Genomic DNA, 17857 nt, shown 5'->3' with positions numbered 1-17857 from the left:
CTTACTTATTTTCAAAAAAATACAATCTAATTTTTTAGATTATATTTTATCAAAGGAAACTATTAGATTAGGCCGTCTCACTCTTTAGCAATTGAACAGGTAATATAACTTCCATTCTTTCATCCTTATTTACTTCATTAATAATATCCATTAATCTTAATACAGCTGATTGTGCAATTTCCTCAATTGGTTGTTTAATTGTGGTTAATTGAGGTAACAGCCTCCTTACACTTTGCGTGCCATCATATCCTATAACTTTTAATTGATTAGGAATCTGAATTCCTAGTTCACTCGCTACTTTCAAACAAGTAGATGCGATTAAATCATCACTAGCAAAAATCCCATCCGTTTCAGGGTGTTCTATAAATATCCTTTTGATTGTTTCCGCAGTTGCTTCCTCATCAAAAACGCTATTCAATTCATAGGTAATGGGATTAGCTACTTGATCTTCATAGGCTTTTCTTCTATTTTGGGTTGGTGTTTCTAACTCACTTGGTCCATTTATATGAACAATTGCTTTGCAACCATGATTAAGTAAATGTTGAACAGCCAATTTTCCACCTTCATAGTTGTCAGAACCTATTACAGGAATTGTTGGTGATAAGTAATGGTCAATTGCGACAATAGGTAGGTTAGAATTCTTATATATTTCAATTCCACGATTATAGGAACAAACAATAATTCCATCTACTTGATGCCTAATAAGCATCTCTGCATATGAAGTTTCTTTAGCAACTTGTCCTAAACTATTACAGAGAATAACTTTAAACTCATGATTGGAGCATATATTCTCTATATATAAAGCTAATTCACTAAAAAAGGGATTATTAATTGTTGGCAAAATAAGGCCAATAAAATTGGTCCGTTTTTTAAAAAGAGAGCGTGCTATATCATTAGGATAATAATTTAAATCCTTAATGGCTTGCTCTACTTTTTCTCTTGTTTTTGCACTTATATATCCTCGATTATTCAAAACACGTGAAACCGTCGTTGGCGAAACACCTGCCAACTCCGCTACATCTTCTAATTTTACTTTCATAATTACCACCCGAAAAATCATAAATTATTTAATATATCTGTTAACCGTTTTCATACATATTATCATAAACTATTTTTTTTTGCATCTTCCACCTACCCAATATATTCCTTCTGCTCCTATAATTCTAGATTACAAGAACCCTATTTACCCTTATAGTGATAGAAGGATTTGCCATTCATTCCTTTTTATTTGGGTTTCTAATCAAGGAATATTGGCCTTTTACTTCAGAGGTATTTTTTTCCTTCTCTATGTCTATTATGAAATATAGTACATAAAAAAGAAAAATCATTCCCCAACCGTTTTTAGTATGAGGTGAGATATGGAAAATATAAGTAAGAAAAAAGTATCCAGTCATTTGGATGAGAATGTTGGATATCTAAAGGAAGAATTAGGTGTTGGACAAAACTTTGACATGATCCATTTAGATGTCGAATATGCTGGCATCCGAATGGCTATGTTTCTTGTAGACGGATTAGTAAAAGATGATATATTACATTTGCTCATGAAGTTCCTTGCCAAAGTAAAAAAAGAGGAATTAAGAAAAGATGTTTTAAAGAAATTATTGAGTACCTATATACCTTATATAGAAATCAGCACAGTTGATGATTTGAATAAGGTTGTCGATAATGTCCTCTCAGGTCCAACAGCACTCCTTATCGACGGTATTGACGAAGTCCTGCTGATTGATGCTAGAACCTATCCTGTCAGAGGACCACAAGAGCCTGATACAGAGAGAGTTGTCCGCGGTTCCCGAGATGGCTTTGTAGAAACAATTGTGTTTAATACAGCACTGACAAGAAGAAGAATCAGAGATCGGACGCTGCGAATGGAATTTATGCAAGTAGGGCGTCGTTCCAAAACGGATATTGTTATTTGTTATATTGGTGACATTGCAGATCCAGATATGGTCGAGCAATTAAAGAAAGCGATGTCCCATATTGATACTGATGGATTACCGATGGCGGAAAAAACAATTGAGGAATTTATTTCAGGAAACAACTGGAACCCTTTCCCAAAAGTACGTTATACAGAACGGCCTGATACAACGGCCATCCATCTTTTTGAAGGACATGTATGTATTTTTGTAGATGGCTCACCGTCTGCCATGATCACACCTGTTACTTTCTGGCATCATTTGCAGCATGCTGAAGAATATCGGAACAATCCGCTTGTAGGTGCCTATTTACGCTTTGTTCGTTACCTAGGTGTGTTTGCTTCCCTTTTCTTATTACCTTTGTGGTATTTAGTGAGTATAGAACCAAGCCTATTGCCTGGATCTTTATCGTTTTTGGGACCGAATGAATTAGGGCAGGTTCCCTTAATTGTTCAGTTTCTTTTAATAGAAGTTGGACTGGATATGCTGCGTATGGCCGCCATTCATACACCTACATCGCTTGCCACTGCATTAGGGCTTGTGGCTGCCTTAATGATTGGACAAGTCGCAGTAGAGGTGGGGCTGTTTTCAAACGAAGTTATTTTGTATTTCTCTATTGCTGCGATCGGAACTTTTGCAACACCTAGTTATGAGCTTGGTTTAGCAAACAGACTTGTCCGGATTGTGCTGTTAATTTCTACCGCTATCTTTAAAGTTCCTGGATATATCGTTGGCGTAGCTCTGTTTATTATCTTCCTTGCAAACATGAAATCATTTGGAGTTCCCTATCTATGGCCTTTCATTCCATTCAATTACCGTGCAATGAGAGATATTCTTGTTAGAACACCAATTCCTTTAAAGAATCGCCGTCCCCGTATTTTAAATCCCAATGATCCTGATCGATAATTATCGTCCCAGCAATTTCTGCATCTGTAAGGTCTTACAGCCTTAGGTAATCTAAGGCTGTTTTCTATATGCTAAAATGCCTTTATCCGAGGCCCCCTATAAATGGTTAACTACTCCCTTCCCTTCATTCCAAATTCCCTATCTGGTAAGACAAAAAAGAAATGACTTCTAAAAAAACTAAACAGGTACCTAATAATTTTCTTTGCATAGTTTATAAAGAACTTAAAATCCAGACAGTATAAGCGGAAATGCTATGTTAAAAATAGGTTGGTTTGATGATGAAACAGTCAACTTTACAGAAAGAAAATATATGTACGTTAATGTCTAACTATTGATTGATGGCAGAGAATATCATCTTCTACAAGCTTCCTTAACATAGCTGACAAATAAAATAAAAGTATGAGGAGATGATGCTTCTATATGAAAAAAAGAATAAGAAAGAAAACAGTCGCTTTAATCTTAGGATGTATGCTGCTTTTATCTACCATTTTTCTTTCTGCTTGTTCATTACCAAATCCGCCAGGTGAGAATAGCAGCCATGATGAGGTATTCCGTATTGGTTATCAAAAAAATGGACCACTCCTTATTTTGAAGGAGCTAGGTACATTAGAAGATCGTTTAGAACCACTTGGATATAAAGTAGAATGGTATGAATTTCAAGCAGGCCCGGCTTTACTTGAAGCATTAAATGCCGGAAGTATAGATTTTGGTCGGTCAGGTGATTCTCCTCCAATCTTTGCTCAAGCATCTAATTCTGCCTTACAGTATGTTGCGGCAGGAAAATCAAAGTTTGAAGGCTCTGGCATTTTAGTGAAAAATGATTCTTCCATCAAGACATTAGAAGACCTGAAAGGGAAAAAAATCGGTTTTGCCAAGGGAAGTAGTTCCCATTATTTATTAGTAAAAGCATTAGAAAAAGCTGGTTTAAGCTATAGTGACATAGAACCTGCTTACTTATCGCCTGGAGACGCAAGAATTGCTTTTGAAAAAAAGGAAATTGACGCATGGGTTGTGTGGGATCCTTTTACCGCAAATACACAGTTACAAGCTGATGCAACACTATTAGTAAATGGAAAAGGTCTAACTAGTGACCGCGATTTCTTTCTAGCTTCCTCTGACTTTCTTCAAGAAAACGAGGATATTATTAAAGTAGTGATGGAAGAGATACAAAAATCATGTCAGTGGGCAAATGAGCATCCAGAAGATTTAACAAAAATGCTTTCCTCTATTTTGGGTATTGATGAAGCCTCTATGAGAATGGCTGTGGAAAGAAGAGTTTATGGAGTAGAAGAAATAAGTGATTCAATTATAAAAGAACAGCAAGAAATTGCAGATACCTTTTATAATCTCCAACTTATACCAAAGAAAGTAAAGGTGAATGAGAACGTTTATACAATTGATTTAAAGGATGAGGAAAAGTGAAGAAAACATCTCTCTACTTCATAAAAAAAATATTGCCATGGGGCATTCCTATTTTATTGCTTATCGGCTGGCAATGGATTATTAAGGCAGGGATTATTTCATCACGAATACTTCCCGCTCCATCGGATGTCTATCTGGCTGCCATAAATCTCTTTCAAACGGGAGAGTTAACTCATCATGTATGGATTAGTTTATGGAGAGCGTCTATTGGATTTCTGATCGGTGGTACGATTGGATTTGTATTAGGTTTATTAAACGGCTTATTCCGATTTACAGAGCTATTACTTGACACCTCTATTCAAATGTTACGAAATATTCCCCATTTAGCTCTAATACCATTAGTCATTCTTTGGTTTGGGATTGGAGAAGAAGCAAAAGTATTTCTTGTAGCTTTAGGGGTTTTATTCCCCGTCTACCTTAATACCTATCATGGTATTAAATCCGTTGATAAAGGATTAATCGAAATGGGAAAAATGTATGGGCTAAATGGCTTTTCTCTTTTCCTAAACGTTATATTTCCAGGCGCTCTTTCTTCCATACTTGTAGGTTTACGATTTTCATTAGGAATTATGTGGATTACTTTAATTGTCGCAGAAACAATATCCTCTACTTCTGGGATTGGTTATATGGCAATGAATGCAAGAGAATTTATGAGGATGGATGTAATTGTATTAAGTATTCTCCTGTATGCATTACTTGGAAAACTTTCCGATGTAATCGCTCGTTTTATGGAAACACGATGGCTTAAATGGCATCCTAGCTACCAAAAACATTCCTAAAGTAAAGGAGGATTGGAAGATGAGTAAAGAAAAAATATATCTAGAAATTAAAAATCTCGAAAAAAGCTACAATGAAACCAAAGTCTTAAAATCTCTAAATCTTAAAATAAATCAAGGCGAATTCCTTGCAATTGTCGGGAAAAGCGGCTGTGGAAAAAGTACATTACTTCGCTTACTGTCAGGGTTAGAAAAACCAACTAAAGGTGAAATACTCATTGACGGAAAACCTTTAAATAGTTTAAATAGGGAAGCATGCATGATGTTCCAAGATGGACGCTTGCTTCCATGGAAATGCGTATTAGATAATGTGAAATTAGGAGTAAAAGGAATTCGCCGAGAGGGAGCTATTCAGGTTTTGCGTGATGTTGGATTAGAAGATAAGAAAGATGAATGGCCAGCAAATCTTTCTGGCGGACAGAAGCAGCGCGTAGCATTAGCTCGGTCTCTTATGCATAAACCAAGGTTGCTGTTACTTGATGAACCCCTTGGAGCATTAGATGCTCTTACCCGTCTTGAAATGCAATCTATGATTGAAAATATTCAAATGACCCACGGATTTACCTCTTTATTAGTAACACATGATGTCGAAGAGGCTGTAGCACTTGCTGATCGAGTCATCGTTCTTCAGGATGGCATTATTGCTCAAGATATACCAATTACTCTAGAAAAGTCACGCCAGCGAAATCATGCTGCTTTTGCCTCTTTAGTAAACGATATATTAAAAAAAATCCTCCATCCAACCGACGAAAAGTCCCATCGAATGATTGAGGAGGAACGAAACTTAGCATTAAAAACGATTCCAAAGCTAAATTAATAAGTGTTATTGGAGGAGACTAACTTTTTTTGTCTGGTCTTCTTCTTTCTTTTTAGCATGGCAACAGAATAAACCTAATACTCCTTTTTAAACAAGATACCCCCATCAACTGACCATCAGTTAAAGCGAACAGTCTCTTGGAAGAAAAACTCCCCATTCCTCTAATAAAAGTCATTCCTTTTCATGGTTCTGCATACACTTGTTATTATAGTGGACATGCATACTAAATGAGGGATGATTTTTTTGAGAAAAAAAAAGCCGGTAACTTATTCACCTTATCGATTTAGAAGAATATGTAGACAATACTCCTTCATTTTGCTTGGAGCGATTATACAAGGATGTGCAATGGGTATATTCCTTTTTCCAAATTCTATCCCTTCTGGAGGAGCTGGCGGTTTAACTGTTCTCTTTCATTATTTTTTCAACATTCCCCTAAGTATTATTCTTTGGATAATCAATTCTTCTATGCTCCTTTTTGCCCTCCATTTCTTAGGCGGCAGCAGTGCAGTTGGAACATTATTTGGAATTACGATCACTTCAATAGCCGTTAATCTTTCCCAAGCCTATTTCAGTACACCCTTTTCCAATGTGTGGATAGATATGCTTATGGGATCCTTGGTACTCGGTACGGGAATTGGCATACTTTTAAGGCAAGGTGTATCGAATGGCGGAATCGGAGTTATTGCTTTAATCATCTCCAAATATAGAAATATTAATCCAGGTAGACCATTATTTTGGATAAATGGGGTAATATTTGTTATCACTGCTTATATTATCGATTGGCAAATTGTGATACAAGCCCTCATCTGTCAATGGTTATCCACACAGATTGTTGCCTATCTCTATAATTTAAGAATCCGACTACCTATACCTGGCCCTGCCTTTGCCTGGCGGAAAAAATAAGGATGTCGGGATAATCCCCAACATCCTTATTATCTTCCTTCAATAGGCTCTAAAAAAGGAATAACTTCTTTTGCATCCGCTTCTTTTTTGTCTTTCTTCCCTTTTTCTCCCTGCGGTTGTTTTTTATCCTCTACTTTAATTAATAACAAAGCTAGAAGACCAACGAGACAAGTAAATCCAGCTATTGATAAAAACATACCTATCCGAGACCAATCCATCAACCTTCCGAAAATTGGCGGTCCGATTGCAACTCCCAGGAACCGCACAGAACCATATAAGGAGGTAACGAATCCCCTTCTTTCTTGGCCAACAGCACCTGTAATAAAACTATTAATACATGGCAAAATTAAACCAGTTCCAACACTGCTGACTGCAAGGACTGCTATAAAAGGAACAAGACTCTTAAATAAACTTAAGGTTGCATAAGATGCAGTGACAAAAATAAAACCAAGAACGATTAACTTTTTCATTAATTTTTGATTTTTTCCTATTTTACTTCCTGTAATATAGGATGTTGTACACATTATTAATAAGGGAATTGCTAATATTAACCCCTTGATAATTCCATCAATTTTATGCGTATTCTCTAAAGTATCTGATAAATAGAAAAGAATACCGAAGAGAGTAAATAAACAGGTTGCCCCTGCTAAGTATGCCGTAAATAACCATTTTCCTTCATGTTTAAAAACACTTACTAACCCTTTTATATATTTGCTTGGAGATGGAGGCTTTTTACTATGTTCTTTCTCTCTAATGAAAATCCATGACAAGATAATAGAAATTAATACAACCATTGGAAAAGCAAAAAATACGCCATACCAAACAATTAAGGCAATGGCAGAACCAAGTATAGGAGAAAGTACTTTCCCAAATCCATTGGATGCTTCCACAAGTCCCAAAATCCTACTTTCTTTCGCTCCTTTATATAAATCGGCCGTTAATGCCATTGCTATCGGCGCTGTTCCAGCAGCACCTATCCCTTGTAAAGACCGTCCTACTAAAATCCATGTATAAGCATGAGAAAATTTCGCTGCAGCAAATCCAGCTAATATTCCTCCAACTCCATATAAAAACAAAGCAGGAATAATAACAGATTTTCGTGTAAAGCGGTCCGATAAATAACCTAAAATGGGAATAAAAAAAGCGGCAACTACAGAAAAAACTGTTATCGTCATACTAGCTTGAAAAGCAGAAAGATTAATTTCCGTTTGCATTTTTGGCAGTATTGGTATTAACATGGAATTTCCTAGTGTCATAATGAGCGGGATAGAACCAATCGCTACTGCAGTCATTTTTGTATTTTTTTTCTCCACAAACAATACCTCCGTTACTATACATCCGTATTCCATTATATTTTATGATTTTTAGGGATCTTTAGTTAGATTATCCGTACATGGAGAAGTTATTCCGTCTTACAAAATATGTTTATTTCTAGAATACAAACACTTGACGAGGGAGAAAATACATTAGCTAAGTGTTATAAAACTTGAACAACGGAGGAAAAAAATTGAAATTATTTATCGAATACATCTTGGATGAAATAGAACAAATTGGATTAAAAAAAGGATTTCGCACTTCTCTTTCCTCTAGTAAGAATGAAGAGAATTATCTTAGAGGCACATTACAGTATTTTGATAAAGACTTTTTTATTCACTTTGTCCTATTTTTCAGTTATCCGGAAAAAAAACCAAATTTAACTTATACCTTTTGGATATTAAATCACCATGGAAATGAACAGCTATTAAAAAATGTTAACGGCAAAGAAAGCGAAGAGGATGGGGCTGAGGCTGAGAACAAAAAGAAAAAGATAGATTTAATTAAAGAGCATTGCCTGAGTGAAATAAATGTCAATATTTCTAAAGGCGAGGAAATCCAAAAATTATTTAGGAAAATCGAAAATGTTCTTTCGAAGGAAGTCATTATGTCCTAATGTTTTTTTTTGCGATATTCTTCCAAAACAAAAGCAAAATAAATTGCCTTTTGACCACCTGACAAGGAGAAAAAAGGCAATTTATATTCATTATTCGCTTTTCACCCCATATATAATCAACCCAACTCCTAATAAAATCCACATCATTTTAACAAAGGATATTTTATCTGTTAAACCCCATAAGCCAATAAAGGTAGTTGCTATAAGTACAAGAGGACCAACTATTGCTAATGAGCTATTGATTATAAGTGCTTTTTCTATTTCATTTGCCTTCAGCATCAAAAGTGCTGCAGTAATTTCTATGCTTCCTGATAATAATCTTAGGATAACCATTCCGAGAACTGCTTTTTCAATGAACGATAACATATACTCCTCCCACCAATAGCAAAATTTACTACCATTATATGCAGTGGGATGTTTAATAGGACATGTTTTTGAAGCTCGGAATAGAAACTTGATTACGAACGGAATAGTAAAAGCCAACAAATCTATTGTTTAAAAGAACGCTGTCTTTTTTTATCTAGCTCCCTTATACATGAATTACAATAACCTAACTCCCCATCAAATTTATACCACTGTTTACACTTCAGACACTTCTTATGTAAAATTTCATTAATCATCAAATCATATCCGTAATATGTCATGACTTTTTCAATTTTCATTCCATCTCTTCCTTTCTCCTCTATATCCTTTGTTAAAGTATGCAAATTGCTATCAATTCGTGATAGCAATAAGGATTTTTTTGAAAAAGAAAGAGAATAGTACCCTAAAAAACTGCAACCTAAATAAAGATGCAGTCAGAAAATCGACAAACTCCTAATTCAGTAATTAGGAGTTTGTCTTAGTTTATACATATACATTCTTTTAAATAAGAATTGATTTCCGTTGCAGGGGTTCGCTTTCCGTGGGGCTCGCGCTGAGCCGCTTCGACCTAAAGGCCTGCAGGGTCTCAGACTGTCTCGCAGATCCCACAGGAGTCTCACCCCTTCCACTCCAATCAATGCATAATAATTCCATTTGCATTTCCTAAATTCCTTTTGTCAACAAGATGAGGTGCAGTTCTTTAGCATGTATTTTTAGTGCTGCTTATTTGGTAATTTAGCCTCTGGATGTCCTTTACCATGCTTTTTATTTTTTTCCTGTTTCTTTTGATCATCCTTAAGTTTTTCCACGAATTTACCTGTGTCTTCCATTATTAACCCTCCTAAAAGTTGTTCTTGTTATTTTAACCGTTTAGAGGATTTACATTCTTGGAGAGCAAATTAATTCTAATTTAGGGATGATATATTTATCGTGGCCATCGTTCTTCTCTTAAAGGGAAAACAGGGAATGGCTTATGGGGCAATGTCTGATACCAATAAGCAACAGTAGAAACATCATCCTGTCTCTCAAACAATCCACGATGGCTAACACCAATTTGTTGTACTGTTATCTTAATTTCCTCTTCAAAGCGAATAGGATCCATAATATGCCAGCGATAAAATCCACGCATTGGCGGTACATCATCATTATGGTAAGGATTAACAACGGTATTATCCTGTTTCGCATAAAACGGAAAGCCTAAAAAAGGTGTAGAATAAGTTGTTTCATCCATTTTGCCATGCTCATCGTATGTTGCAAAACTCCAAGCACCACCAAAATAATCCTCTGTTCCAGTTCCGCAAATAGTCGGGTAATCCTTGTCTCCATCTAGAAAAACCTTTACCTCCCCTTCTCCCCACCAATATCTTTCTAATGTAGATAATGCCATATACGTACCAACATACTGCCCTTTTCCTTTCACACCATCTAAAATAATATAATCCTGTCCTTTTTCAGTAATACTCTGTCTTCTCCATTGGGCATGAAAATAAGCTATTTCTTTTGGCAAAGTATCATATAAGCAATAGTCTACTTGATAAAAAAAGGCAGGAATTGCTTCTTCGCATTGATTTTCGATCGTAATGCGTGCTTTTTTATGAAAAGGCATAGAAAAATAACTATTCATTCCTCTATTTGGATTAACAGCTATAGGCATGGAATTCACTAAACACCCTTGCCCAAATCCACAGCAAAAGAAATCTCCCAATGGACTTTCAACTGATGGATTCTCTTCATCATCCCAATACATTCTAATAATAATATCTCTTAATACAAACGGATTTTTATCATTTATCTTTGCAGGAACCGTTATCCAAATATGTTCAATTACACCCGGTCCATCTATTTCAGCTAATACTTTTACTTCGCCTGATTTAATGTCTCTTAAGCACGGAGCCCCTTTTCGCGAAGGCCCAAGATTACTTGCTGCCTTCCCTCCACCTCCTTTTTCACCTGTAGGATTTTCCGCATTAATTGCTCTTGTTCTTCCATTATTTAAAATAGGTAAGGTAGATAGTCCATTAAACATCGTATCACTCCAATTTTTTTATTGTTTAACTCCTCCAGCAATAATTCCTTCCATAATGTTCTTTTCAAAAATCATCACAAATAAAATAATAGGTAAAGTAATGAACCAGCCCATAGAACTTATTAAATCCCATGGAACTTCAAAATTACTTGTTCTTGGAATCGTTGTAATCCCCACACTTAATACTTTAATTTTGTAAGAAAAAAATAAAGGGGTAAAAAACTCATTTAAACATTGGATAAAGTTAATAATACTAACAGTAGCTATAGCTGGCTTCATCAGCGGAAAATATACTTTGAATAATACTTGTAAAAAATTTGCTCCATCTACTTGAGCAGCTTCTTCCAAAGACGGAGGAATTTGTTTCACGAAATTATATAGAATTAGAACAGAGAACGGGAGCAAGGAACTCGTATATAAAATGGTTAACCCTAAATAGGTATCGACCAATTGTACCGACTTCATAAAATCGTATAGCGGTCGCGCAGTTATAACTGGTGGGATTAGTGCTGAAAACAGCAGCAATTTATATCCCCAGCTAACCCCTCTTGAATAATCATATCTGGCAAATCCATATGCAGCTGCCGTACCAAATATAATAGAAGCAACTAAAGATAAACCAGTAATCAACAATGTATTAATCGCCATTTCCCCAATTCCCAATTGAATAAATAAATCTTGATAGTTTTGAAAAGTAATGGTCTTAGGAAAGTAATCAATAGGAGTTTGGAATAGAGAACCCTTTGGCGTTATAGATGAAATAAAAATCCAGTAAAGAGGCAGCAAGATAATAATTGCTACAACAAAGGTCAATCCCCATCTAAGAAAAAAATAAAAACTCTTCGTCGACCTTATATTCATTCTTTACATACCTCCTAATAGTCATTTTTCTTGATCCCTAATAAACTTATACTGCTGATAATAATCATCATCAAAAATAAAAGTACTGCTATAGCAGAGGCATAACCAATATTTAAGTTCGTGAAAGCTTCTACTGCAATTCTATATGCTAGTAAACTCGTCGAATCACCAGGTCCTCCAGTAGTCATGGCATAGACAATATCATAGCTAACAATTCGCCACATGGTGAAAAAGATACATAATGTCAACAAATTCTTCATTATTAGGGGAATCGTAATAGAGAAAAATGTTCTAACCACATTTGAACCATCCATTTTAGCCGATTCATAAATCTCTTCTGGGATAAACTGAAGTCCCGCCAAAACGAGAATCGCAAAGAAAGGAACATCTTTCCATAAGTCCACCAAAATGACCGCAATTCTTGTAGATTCTGGGTGAATTAACCAATCGAAGTGAAATGTAGTAAAGATTCTTCGTATTAAATCATTCACTAAACCATAGCTATCATTAAATGCCCATCTTGCTGCTAACCCTGTTACAACCATAGGCATCGCCCATGGTATTAAAACAATTGTTCGTAAAAACTTCCTTCCTTTAAACTTCTGATTTAATAAAACGGCTAAGAATATACCTAAGATTACATGAAAGATCATGGATATGATGGTAAAAATCAATGTGAATTCTAATGAAGTAATAATCTTATCATCTTTAAAAATAGCAAAAAAGTTTTGAAATCCTATAAATGTTGCAACTCCGCCTTTAAACATATTAATTTCAAACATACTATTAATAAAGGTAACTATAATGGGATAAATAATCGTAAATCCTCTAATAATTAATACTGGTAGTATCAAAATCCAAGCAATAACTAACTTGTTTTGAAAGGATTTATTAAGAACAGTCTTCATTTTATAGCCCCTTTCCATAAAGAGGACCAAAATTCTATATAAATTTGATCCTCTTCATTTGTTTCAAGATTGTACTTACTTGGCTAAACGAGCAATTTCCTTTTGAGCTTGTTCTACTGCCTCATCTAAACTTATTTCATCAGAAATAAACTTTTGGAATATCGCTCCAATTCCATTAACAAACTCCATAGCCTGAGGAACTAAAGGTCTACCTCTCAACGTACTATTGCTGATATATTCTTTGACACTCTCTAATCCTTTGGCAGTAAAATTAGGATCATTAATTACATCGAGACGTGCTGGAAGTCTCCCAGACATTTCGCTATATGCTAATTGTCCATCAGGGCTAGCAATATATTGCAGTACTTTTTTTGATGCAGCTTTCTTCTCAGAAGATTTATTTAATACATAATGCCAGGAAGCAATAAAGGCATCGTTTGTCTCAAAAGTTGGCATTGGCTCTATATTTAATTGTTCAGGACTAAATTTCCCAGCTTCTTCAAATGTAGGAATTGCACCTGTATACATAAATAGCATTCCATATTTCCCATCAATAAATTTTTGATTCATAGGGTCATAGATATCAGCAAGCTGGGATATCGGGGTTACCTTTTCTTTGTGTGCTAAATCATACATAAACTGCAATGCTTCTTTTGTTTTTGGATTGGTCCAATCAAAATAATCGCCGCCAAAAAGATTAACAAAAGTACCAATTTCATTAAAAACATAACTTTTTTCCCATGAGCCTCCATAACCATATACACCATCTTTTGTTGCCGCTTTTGCGTACTCAAGAAATTCTTCTTTTGATTTTGGAGCCTCCATGCCTGTTTTTTTCAATAATTCATTATTCACCCAAAATGCTAAGATTTCTAAGTAGCTAGGCACGGAAAAGATGCTCCCATTATAAGTCGGTATATCCTTTATATATTGCTCAGAAAAATTCTTTACGATCTCAGGAGTCATAACCTCTTTCTCTAAGGGCTCTAGATAGTCTGCTCTCGAAAAGGCTGTAATTAATTCATCATTAACATGCATTAAATCAATTGTATTATCACCTGAAGAAAGAATAGTCGTCATTTTGGCTACCATATCATCTGGGTTGGTAGGTGTAACAATAATATTTAACTTTACTCCAGTAGCCTCTTCTATTTTCTTCTGATAAACAGACCATCCTGCCTTTGTTGAATCATTTGTCATTAAAGTAATAGTCTCTCCTTCAGCCTTCCCTTCGCCTCCGGAAGCTTGATCAGCATTAGAACTTGTGTTATTTACTCCGACACAGCCAGTTAGGAAAATTGCTGTTACAATCATTAAGCATAAAACAATACTGTACCACTTTCTTGATTTCTGCATTCCCTTAACCTCCCTTTTTATAAAACGCTTTCACATATTCGAACTCATTATATAAAAGAAAAAAAAACACTTAAATATAAATTCTCATCTAAAAAATATAATATTTGTTGATTGATTATATTTTTTAAATCTATTGCTTTAATAAACTTTTCTAGATAAACTTATGGATAAAAAGTAAGCGGTTTCTGAATGGAGGGGGAGAAATATTGTATGCGTCTATACTTCTATTTAAAGAAACTTTTTCAAAGATACTTTACTAGTTTTCAAAAGAAGATTTTATGGAGTTTTCTTCTTACTTCCATTATCCCATTAATCTCTTTATGCGTTCTCTCTTATTTTCTGTCTTACAATATTGCAAAAAATAAAATATTTGATTCCATCTCTTATTCAAGTAATCAATTAAATGTGATTCTTTCTAATCGTTTTGAGCAGATGAAAAATGCTTCCAGTTTAATTCAGAATTATTTATACCCGTTAGTAATTCAACCACCACAAAAGTTATCGGACCAATTAGAATCATATAGTACGGTTAGGAATAATATTATTTACTTAAAAGAAGCTTACTTGTTGGATAATATCACCATTTATATAAACCCACAATTTCTTTTCAGTGATGAAGGAATTACCTTCTTTCCTACAAGTGAGTTACATAAACGTGGAATAAACGAGCAGCAACTATCTATTAATACGAACAAGCTAGAATGGATTCTATCTGAGAATATTAATGAGCCCTTTGTGGTAAACCAGTCTTATCAAAAGAAAAGGTATTTAACTTGTTTTATCACCTATCAAAAGAAAGACACAAAAACAATAGATTATGCCATTTTTCTTGATTTAGATGCACAGGAAGTAAATCAATTACTTGATGAAAGTTCTACTGACGCTTCTATTAATAGCTATTTAATTGATCAAAACGGGATTATTTTAGCACATAATAATAGCAAGCTAATCGGCCAGCAAATGAAAAAAAAGATATTTAACAAAATAGCAACGAATGAAGGGCCATTTAAAATCAAGAATAACCAGTATATTTTTAAACGTAACGAAATAACTGGCTGGTATATTGTTACAGAAGTTCCAACAAGCTATATTGTTAAAAATACTATAGTCCTTATAAGTATCTTAATTTCAGCGGTCATACTAGTTATCATCATTAGCATTGTCAGCAGTTTATTCATCTCCAAGGAATTAAGTAAAAAAATAAGAACAATAGCTAAAACGATTAAATCAATCTCTCTTGATAACAATAATCTTATTTCTGTTAAGTTGCCTATAGATAAAGAAAAGGAATTTAAAGATGAATTTGATTCATTAGCAATAACATTTAACAATATGACAGAATCGATAAATACCAATTTTAATGCTATTTTAAATTTCAAAATACAAGAAGAAAAAATGAAATATCAGTTAGAGCAATCTAAAATAAACCCTCACTTTCTATATAACATGCTTGATTCTATTAAAACTTGTCAGACCCTTGGTCGAATAGATGATGCAAATAAAATGATATCCCAATTGGCGCATTTCTACCGGATGATTTTAAAGAAAGGCGATGAACTTATCCTAATAAAGGATGAACTAGAAATTGCTCAAGTTTATCTCCAGTTAGAAAAATTAAACAAAAGCATGGAATTTCATTGGAAGATAGAGAAAGAGGAAGGAATTGAAAATTTTCTTATTCCAAAATTTGTTCTGCAGCCTATTTTGGAAAATTGTATCCACCATGGAATGAATAATGTTAACACACCATTATTCATTCAAATTTCTATTACCTATAAAAATGATGCTATTCAATTTACGATCCAAGATAATGGGCGAGGAATTACGGATGAAAAAATAGAAACACTATGTCAGGTTCTAAACAATAACGCTTTTCGTACAAATCATTTTGGTCTAAGCAATGTAAATTATCGATTATCTTTATATTCATCCGAAAAGCCGACAATACAAATAAGTAGATTACATCCACAGGGTACTCTAGTTTCCTTCACTATCCACCAAATGATATCGGAAGAATTATTTTTTGAAGAATTAGGAGGATAAAATGAAAAAAATTATAATGATTGACGACAACACCGTTTGTTTAGAAGGTATTTATAAAAACATAAAGTGGGAAGACATTGGAGCGACCGTTTGTGGGATATATGCTAGTGGGATAGAAGCACTGAAAGAAATAGAAAAAACCCAGCCAGATTTAGTTATTTCCGATATTCAAATGCCAGAAATAACTGGAATCGAATTGGCAAAATCTATATTAACAAGATTTCCTTTTATAAAAATTATATTTATCAGTTCCTATGATGATTTTGTTTATGCACAGGAAGCAATTAGACTTAATATTTGTGACTATGTCGAAAAGCCAATTGACTATGATTATCTCACTACTGTCATTCAAAAAGTACTACGGAATATTCAACAAGAAACAGAAACGATGGAACAGTTAAAACATAGTCAACCAATATTGAAAGAGAAATTCTTTTTAAACCTTATTAATGCTGGTCCAACTTATGCAGAATACATGCTTCAAAATCAAGCTAGTTACCTAAATTTGCAATTTACAAAGAAGCGATACATTTGTATTTATTTAGAGATAAGTAAACATATAGACTACATGAACAGCCTCGGAGTAGAGCGATATCATCTCTATACTTTTCAACTGATTCATGCTGTAGAAGACTACTTCGCCTCTGAAGATGTCTATACTATAAATCAAGGGGGACGAATCATTTTTATTATTGGTCAAAAGCAATATCCCCATAAATTAAGTACCCATGTTATGAAAGCTTTCGAGACGATAAAGAAACAGTTTGATTTTTTGACGATTACAATAGGAATCGGTCATACGGTACAATCTATCTGGGAAATTTCGAATTCCTATCGAAATGCAAAAAAAGCAACAGAATATAAATTTATTTTTGGAGACAATAATATATATTCGACGGAAGAAATACATCAAGCTGCTTCTCCTCCTCTTTTTCTATCAAGACAGGATGAAGAATTACTAATTAATTTAATCTCCAAAAAAGACAAACAGGGAATTAAAGAATTTCTAGCCTATATAGAAAACAACTGGTCTAGTGTATATTATAATAAAAATGGCATTCTTTCATACATTTCATCCATTCTGTCAAAAATTTTGCGTTTTCTTTACGAAGTTGAAATTAAAGATACGGAAATTGTGGAGAAAATAACGCATACCTTTTCTATCTTGGATACATTTAACACGGTAGAAGAAGTTTGTGAAAATCTAGAAAAAATTTGTCTTCTTACTAGCGAGAAAATTCAACAATCTATTCATTCTAAACATAGCCAGATTGCTGAACAGATCATACAATATATCGAGAATCATTATAATGATTTAACGCTGAACTTAAATACGATCAGTAATCATATTAATATGAGTCCATCCTATGTTGGATCTATTTTTAAGAAAATTAAAAATACCAGTATATCTAAATATATTACATTTCTAAGAATAAATAAGGCAAAAGAACTCTTGTCTTTTACAAGTATACCAATTATGGAGATCAGTGAAAAAGTAGGTTATTCCAATCAATATTATTTTAGTGCATCCTTTAAAAAAGTAACCGGACTAACACCAACTGAATATCGTACTCATTCCACTACCGTTTAAATATAGTTGTACTCTGTTTGATCGCTTCATTCTACTATCAAT

The 17857-nt window shown here is 34.2% G+C and carries 16 protein-coding genes; 8 read left to right on the top strand and 8 right to left on the bottom strand.

The annotated features are described in order from the left end of the window. Nucleotides 1–67 precede the first annotated feature (67 nt). Nucleotides 68–1039, bottom strand: coding sequence for a LacI family DNA-binding transcriptional regulator (locus tag NST77_RS03535; RefSeq protein WP_163186736.1), 972 nt, complete (start codon nucleotides 1037–1039; stop codon nucleotides 68–70). 319 nt (nucleotides 1040–1358) lie between these two features. On the opposite strand from NST77_RS03535, the gene NST77_RS03530 reads away from it, so the two are divergent. From NST77_RS03530 to NST77_RS03510, 5 genes are all read left to right on the top strand, one after another. Continuing rightward, nucleotides 1359–2819 (top strand): spore germination protein, encoded by a 1461-nt coding sequence (locus NST77_RS03530; protein WP_095332207.1) that lies wholly within the window; start codon nucleotides 1359–1361, stop codon nucleotides 2817–2819. 420 nt (nucleotides 2820–3239) lie between these two features. Then, entirely contained in the window at nucleotides 3240–4241 is a 1002-nt protein-coding gene (locus NST77_RS03525; protein ID WP_095332205.1) for a sulfonate ABC transporter substrate-binding protein, read from the top strand. Continuing rightward, the gene (gene ssuC / locus NST77_RS03520; RefSeq protein WP_095332203.1) at nucleotides 4238–5020 is read left to right on the top strand and encodes an aliphatic sulfonate ABC transporter permease SsuC; all 783 of its coding nucleotides are present in this window, start codon (nucleotides 4238–4240) and stop codon (nucleotides 5018–5020) included. The genes NST77_RS03525 and ssuC overlap by 4 nt, the downstream gene beginning before the upstream one ends. A gap of 19 nt (nucleotides 5021–5039) precedes the next feature. Further along, nucleotides 5040–5834, top strand: coding sequence for an ATP-binding cassette domain-containing protein (locus NST77_RS03515; protein WP_163186738.1), 795 nt, complete (start codon nucleotides 5040–5042; stop codon nucleotides 5832–5834). A gap of 243 nt (nucleotides 5835–6077) precedes the next feature. After that, complete coding sequence (locus NST77_RS03510) at nucleotides 6078–6737, top strand: YitT family protein (RefSeq protein ID WP_235850315.1); 660 nt, start codon at nucleotides 6078–6080, stop codon at nucleotides 6735–6737. 29 nt (nucleotides 6738–6766) lie between these two features. Here NST77_RS03510 and NST77_RS03505 read toward each other — a convergent pair whose 3' ends face one another. Then, the gene (locus NST77_RS03505; protein WP_235850314.1) at nucleotides 6767–8056 is read right to left on the bottom strand and encodes an MFS transporter; all 1290 of its coding nucleotides are present in this window, start codon (nucleotides 8054–8056) and stop codon (nucleotides 6767–6769) included. A gap of 188 nt (nucleotides 8057–8244) precedes the next feature. Here NST77_RS03505 and NST77_RS03500 point away from each other — a divergent pair, with 188 nt between their 5' ends. Further along, nucleotides 8245–8667: a hypothetical protein gene (locus NST77_RS03500; protein ID WP_095332195.1), complete on the top strand. Its 423-nt coding sequence runs from the start codon at nucleotides 8245–8247 to the stop codon at nucleotides 8665–8667. A gap of 90 nt (nucleotides 8668–8757) precedes the next feature. Here the strand turns inward: NST77_RS03500 and NST77_RS03495 are convergent, their stop codons facing one another. The 6 genes from NST77_RS03495 to NST77_RS03470 all read right to left on the bottom strand — a co-directional run bounded on the left by NST77_RS03495 (nucleotide 8758) and on the right by NST77_RS03470 (nucleotide 14181). Beyond that, complete coding sequence (locus NST77_RS03495) at nucleotides 8758–9033, bottom strand: YqhV family protein (protein ID WP_095332193.1); 276 nt, start codon at nucleotides 9031–9033, stop codon at nucleotides 8758–8760. 710 nt (nucleotides 9034–9743) lie between these two features. Continuing rightward, nucleotides 9744–9860 carry a DUF4023 family protein gene (locus NST77_RS03490; protein ID WP_082138277.1) on the bottom strand — a complete coding sequence of 39 codons (117 nt, stop codon included), beginning with the start codon at nucleotides 9858–9860 and terminating at the stop codon, nucleotides 9744–9746. 95 nt (nucleotides 9861–9955) lie between these two features. Next, nucleotides 9956–11056, bottom strand: a complete 1101-nt coding sequence (locus NST77_RS03485) for a glycoside hydrolase family 172 protein (protein ID WP_095332187.1) — start codon at nucleotides 11054–11056, stop codon at nucleotides 9956–9958. A gap of 18 nt (nucleotides 11057–11074) precedes the next feature. Next, the gene (locus tag NST77_RS03480; RefSeq protein ID WP_095332185.1) at nucleotides 11075–11917 is read right to left on the bottom strand and encodes a carbohydrate ABC transporter permease; all 843 of its coding nucleotides are present in this window, start codon (nucleotides 11915–11917) and stop codon (nucleotides 11075–11077) included. A 14-nt stretch (nucleotides 11918–11931) separates the two neighbouring features. Then, entirely contained in the window at nucleotides 11932–12825 is an 894-nt protein-coding gene (locus tag NST77_RS03475) for a carbohydrate ABC transporter permease (protein ID WP_204259854.1), read from the bottom strand. Nucleotides 12826–12900: 75 nt separating this feature from the next. Further along, nucleotides 12901–14181 (bottom strand): sugar ABC transporter substrate-binding protein, encoded by a 1281-nt coding sequence (locus NST77_RS03470; protein WP_095332181.1) that lies wholly within the window; start codon nucleotides 14179–14181, stop codon nucleotides 12901–12903. Between the two features lie 210 nt (nucleotides 14182–14391). Here NST77_RS03470 and NST77_RS03465 point away from each other — a divergent pair, with 210 nt between their 5' ends. Both NST77_RS03465 and NST77_RS03460 read left to right on the top strand, forming a co-directional pair. Beyond that, nucleotides 14392–16224, top strand: a complete 1833-nt coding sequence (locus tag NST77_RS03465; protein WP_341122736.1) for a sensor histidine kinase — start codon at nucleotides 14392–14394, stop codon at nucleotides 16222–16224. Nucleotide 16225: 1 nt separating this feature from the next. Beyond that, the gene (locus tag NST77_RS03460; RefSeq protein WP_095332177.1) at nucleotides 16226–17815 is read left to right on the top strand and encodes a response regulator; all 1590 of its coding nucleotides are present in this window, start codon (nucleotides 16226–16228) and stop codon (nucleotides 17813–17815) included. The last annotated feature ends 42 nt before the right edge of the window (nucleotides 17816–17857 follow it).

The sequence above is a fragment of the Niallia sp. FSL W8-0177 genome, from assembly GCF_038006285.1.
Taxonomy (GTDB): domain Bacteria; phylum Bacillota; class Bacilli; order Bacillales; family Cytobacillaceae; genus Niallia; species Niallia circulans_A.
The sequence above is the reverse complement of the archived record's forward strand: the minus strand, read 5'-3'. Positions and strand labels throughout refer to the sequence as shown.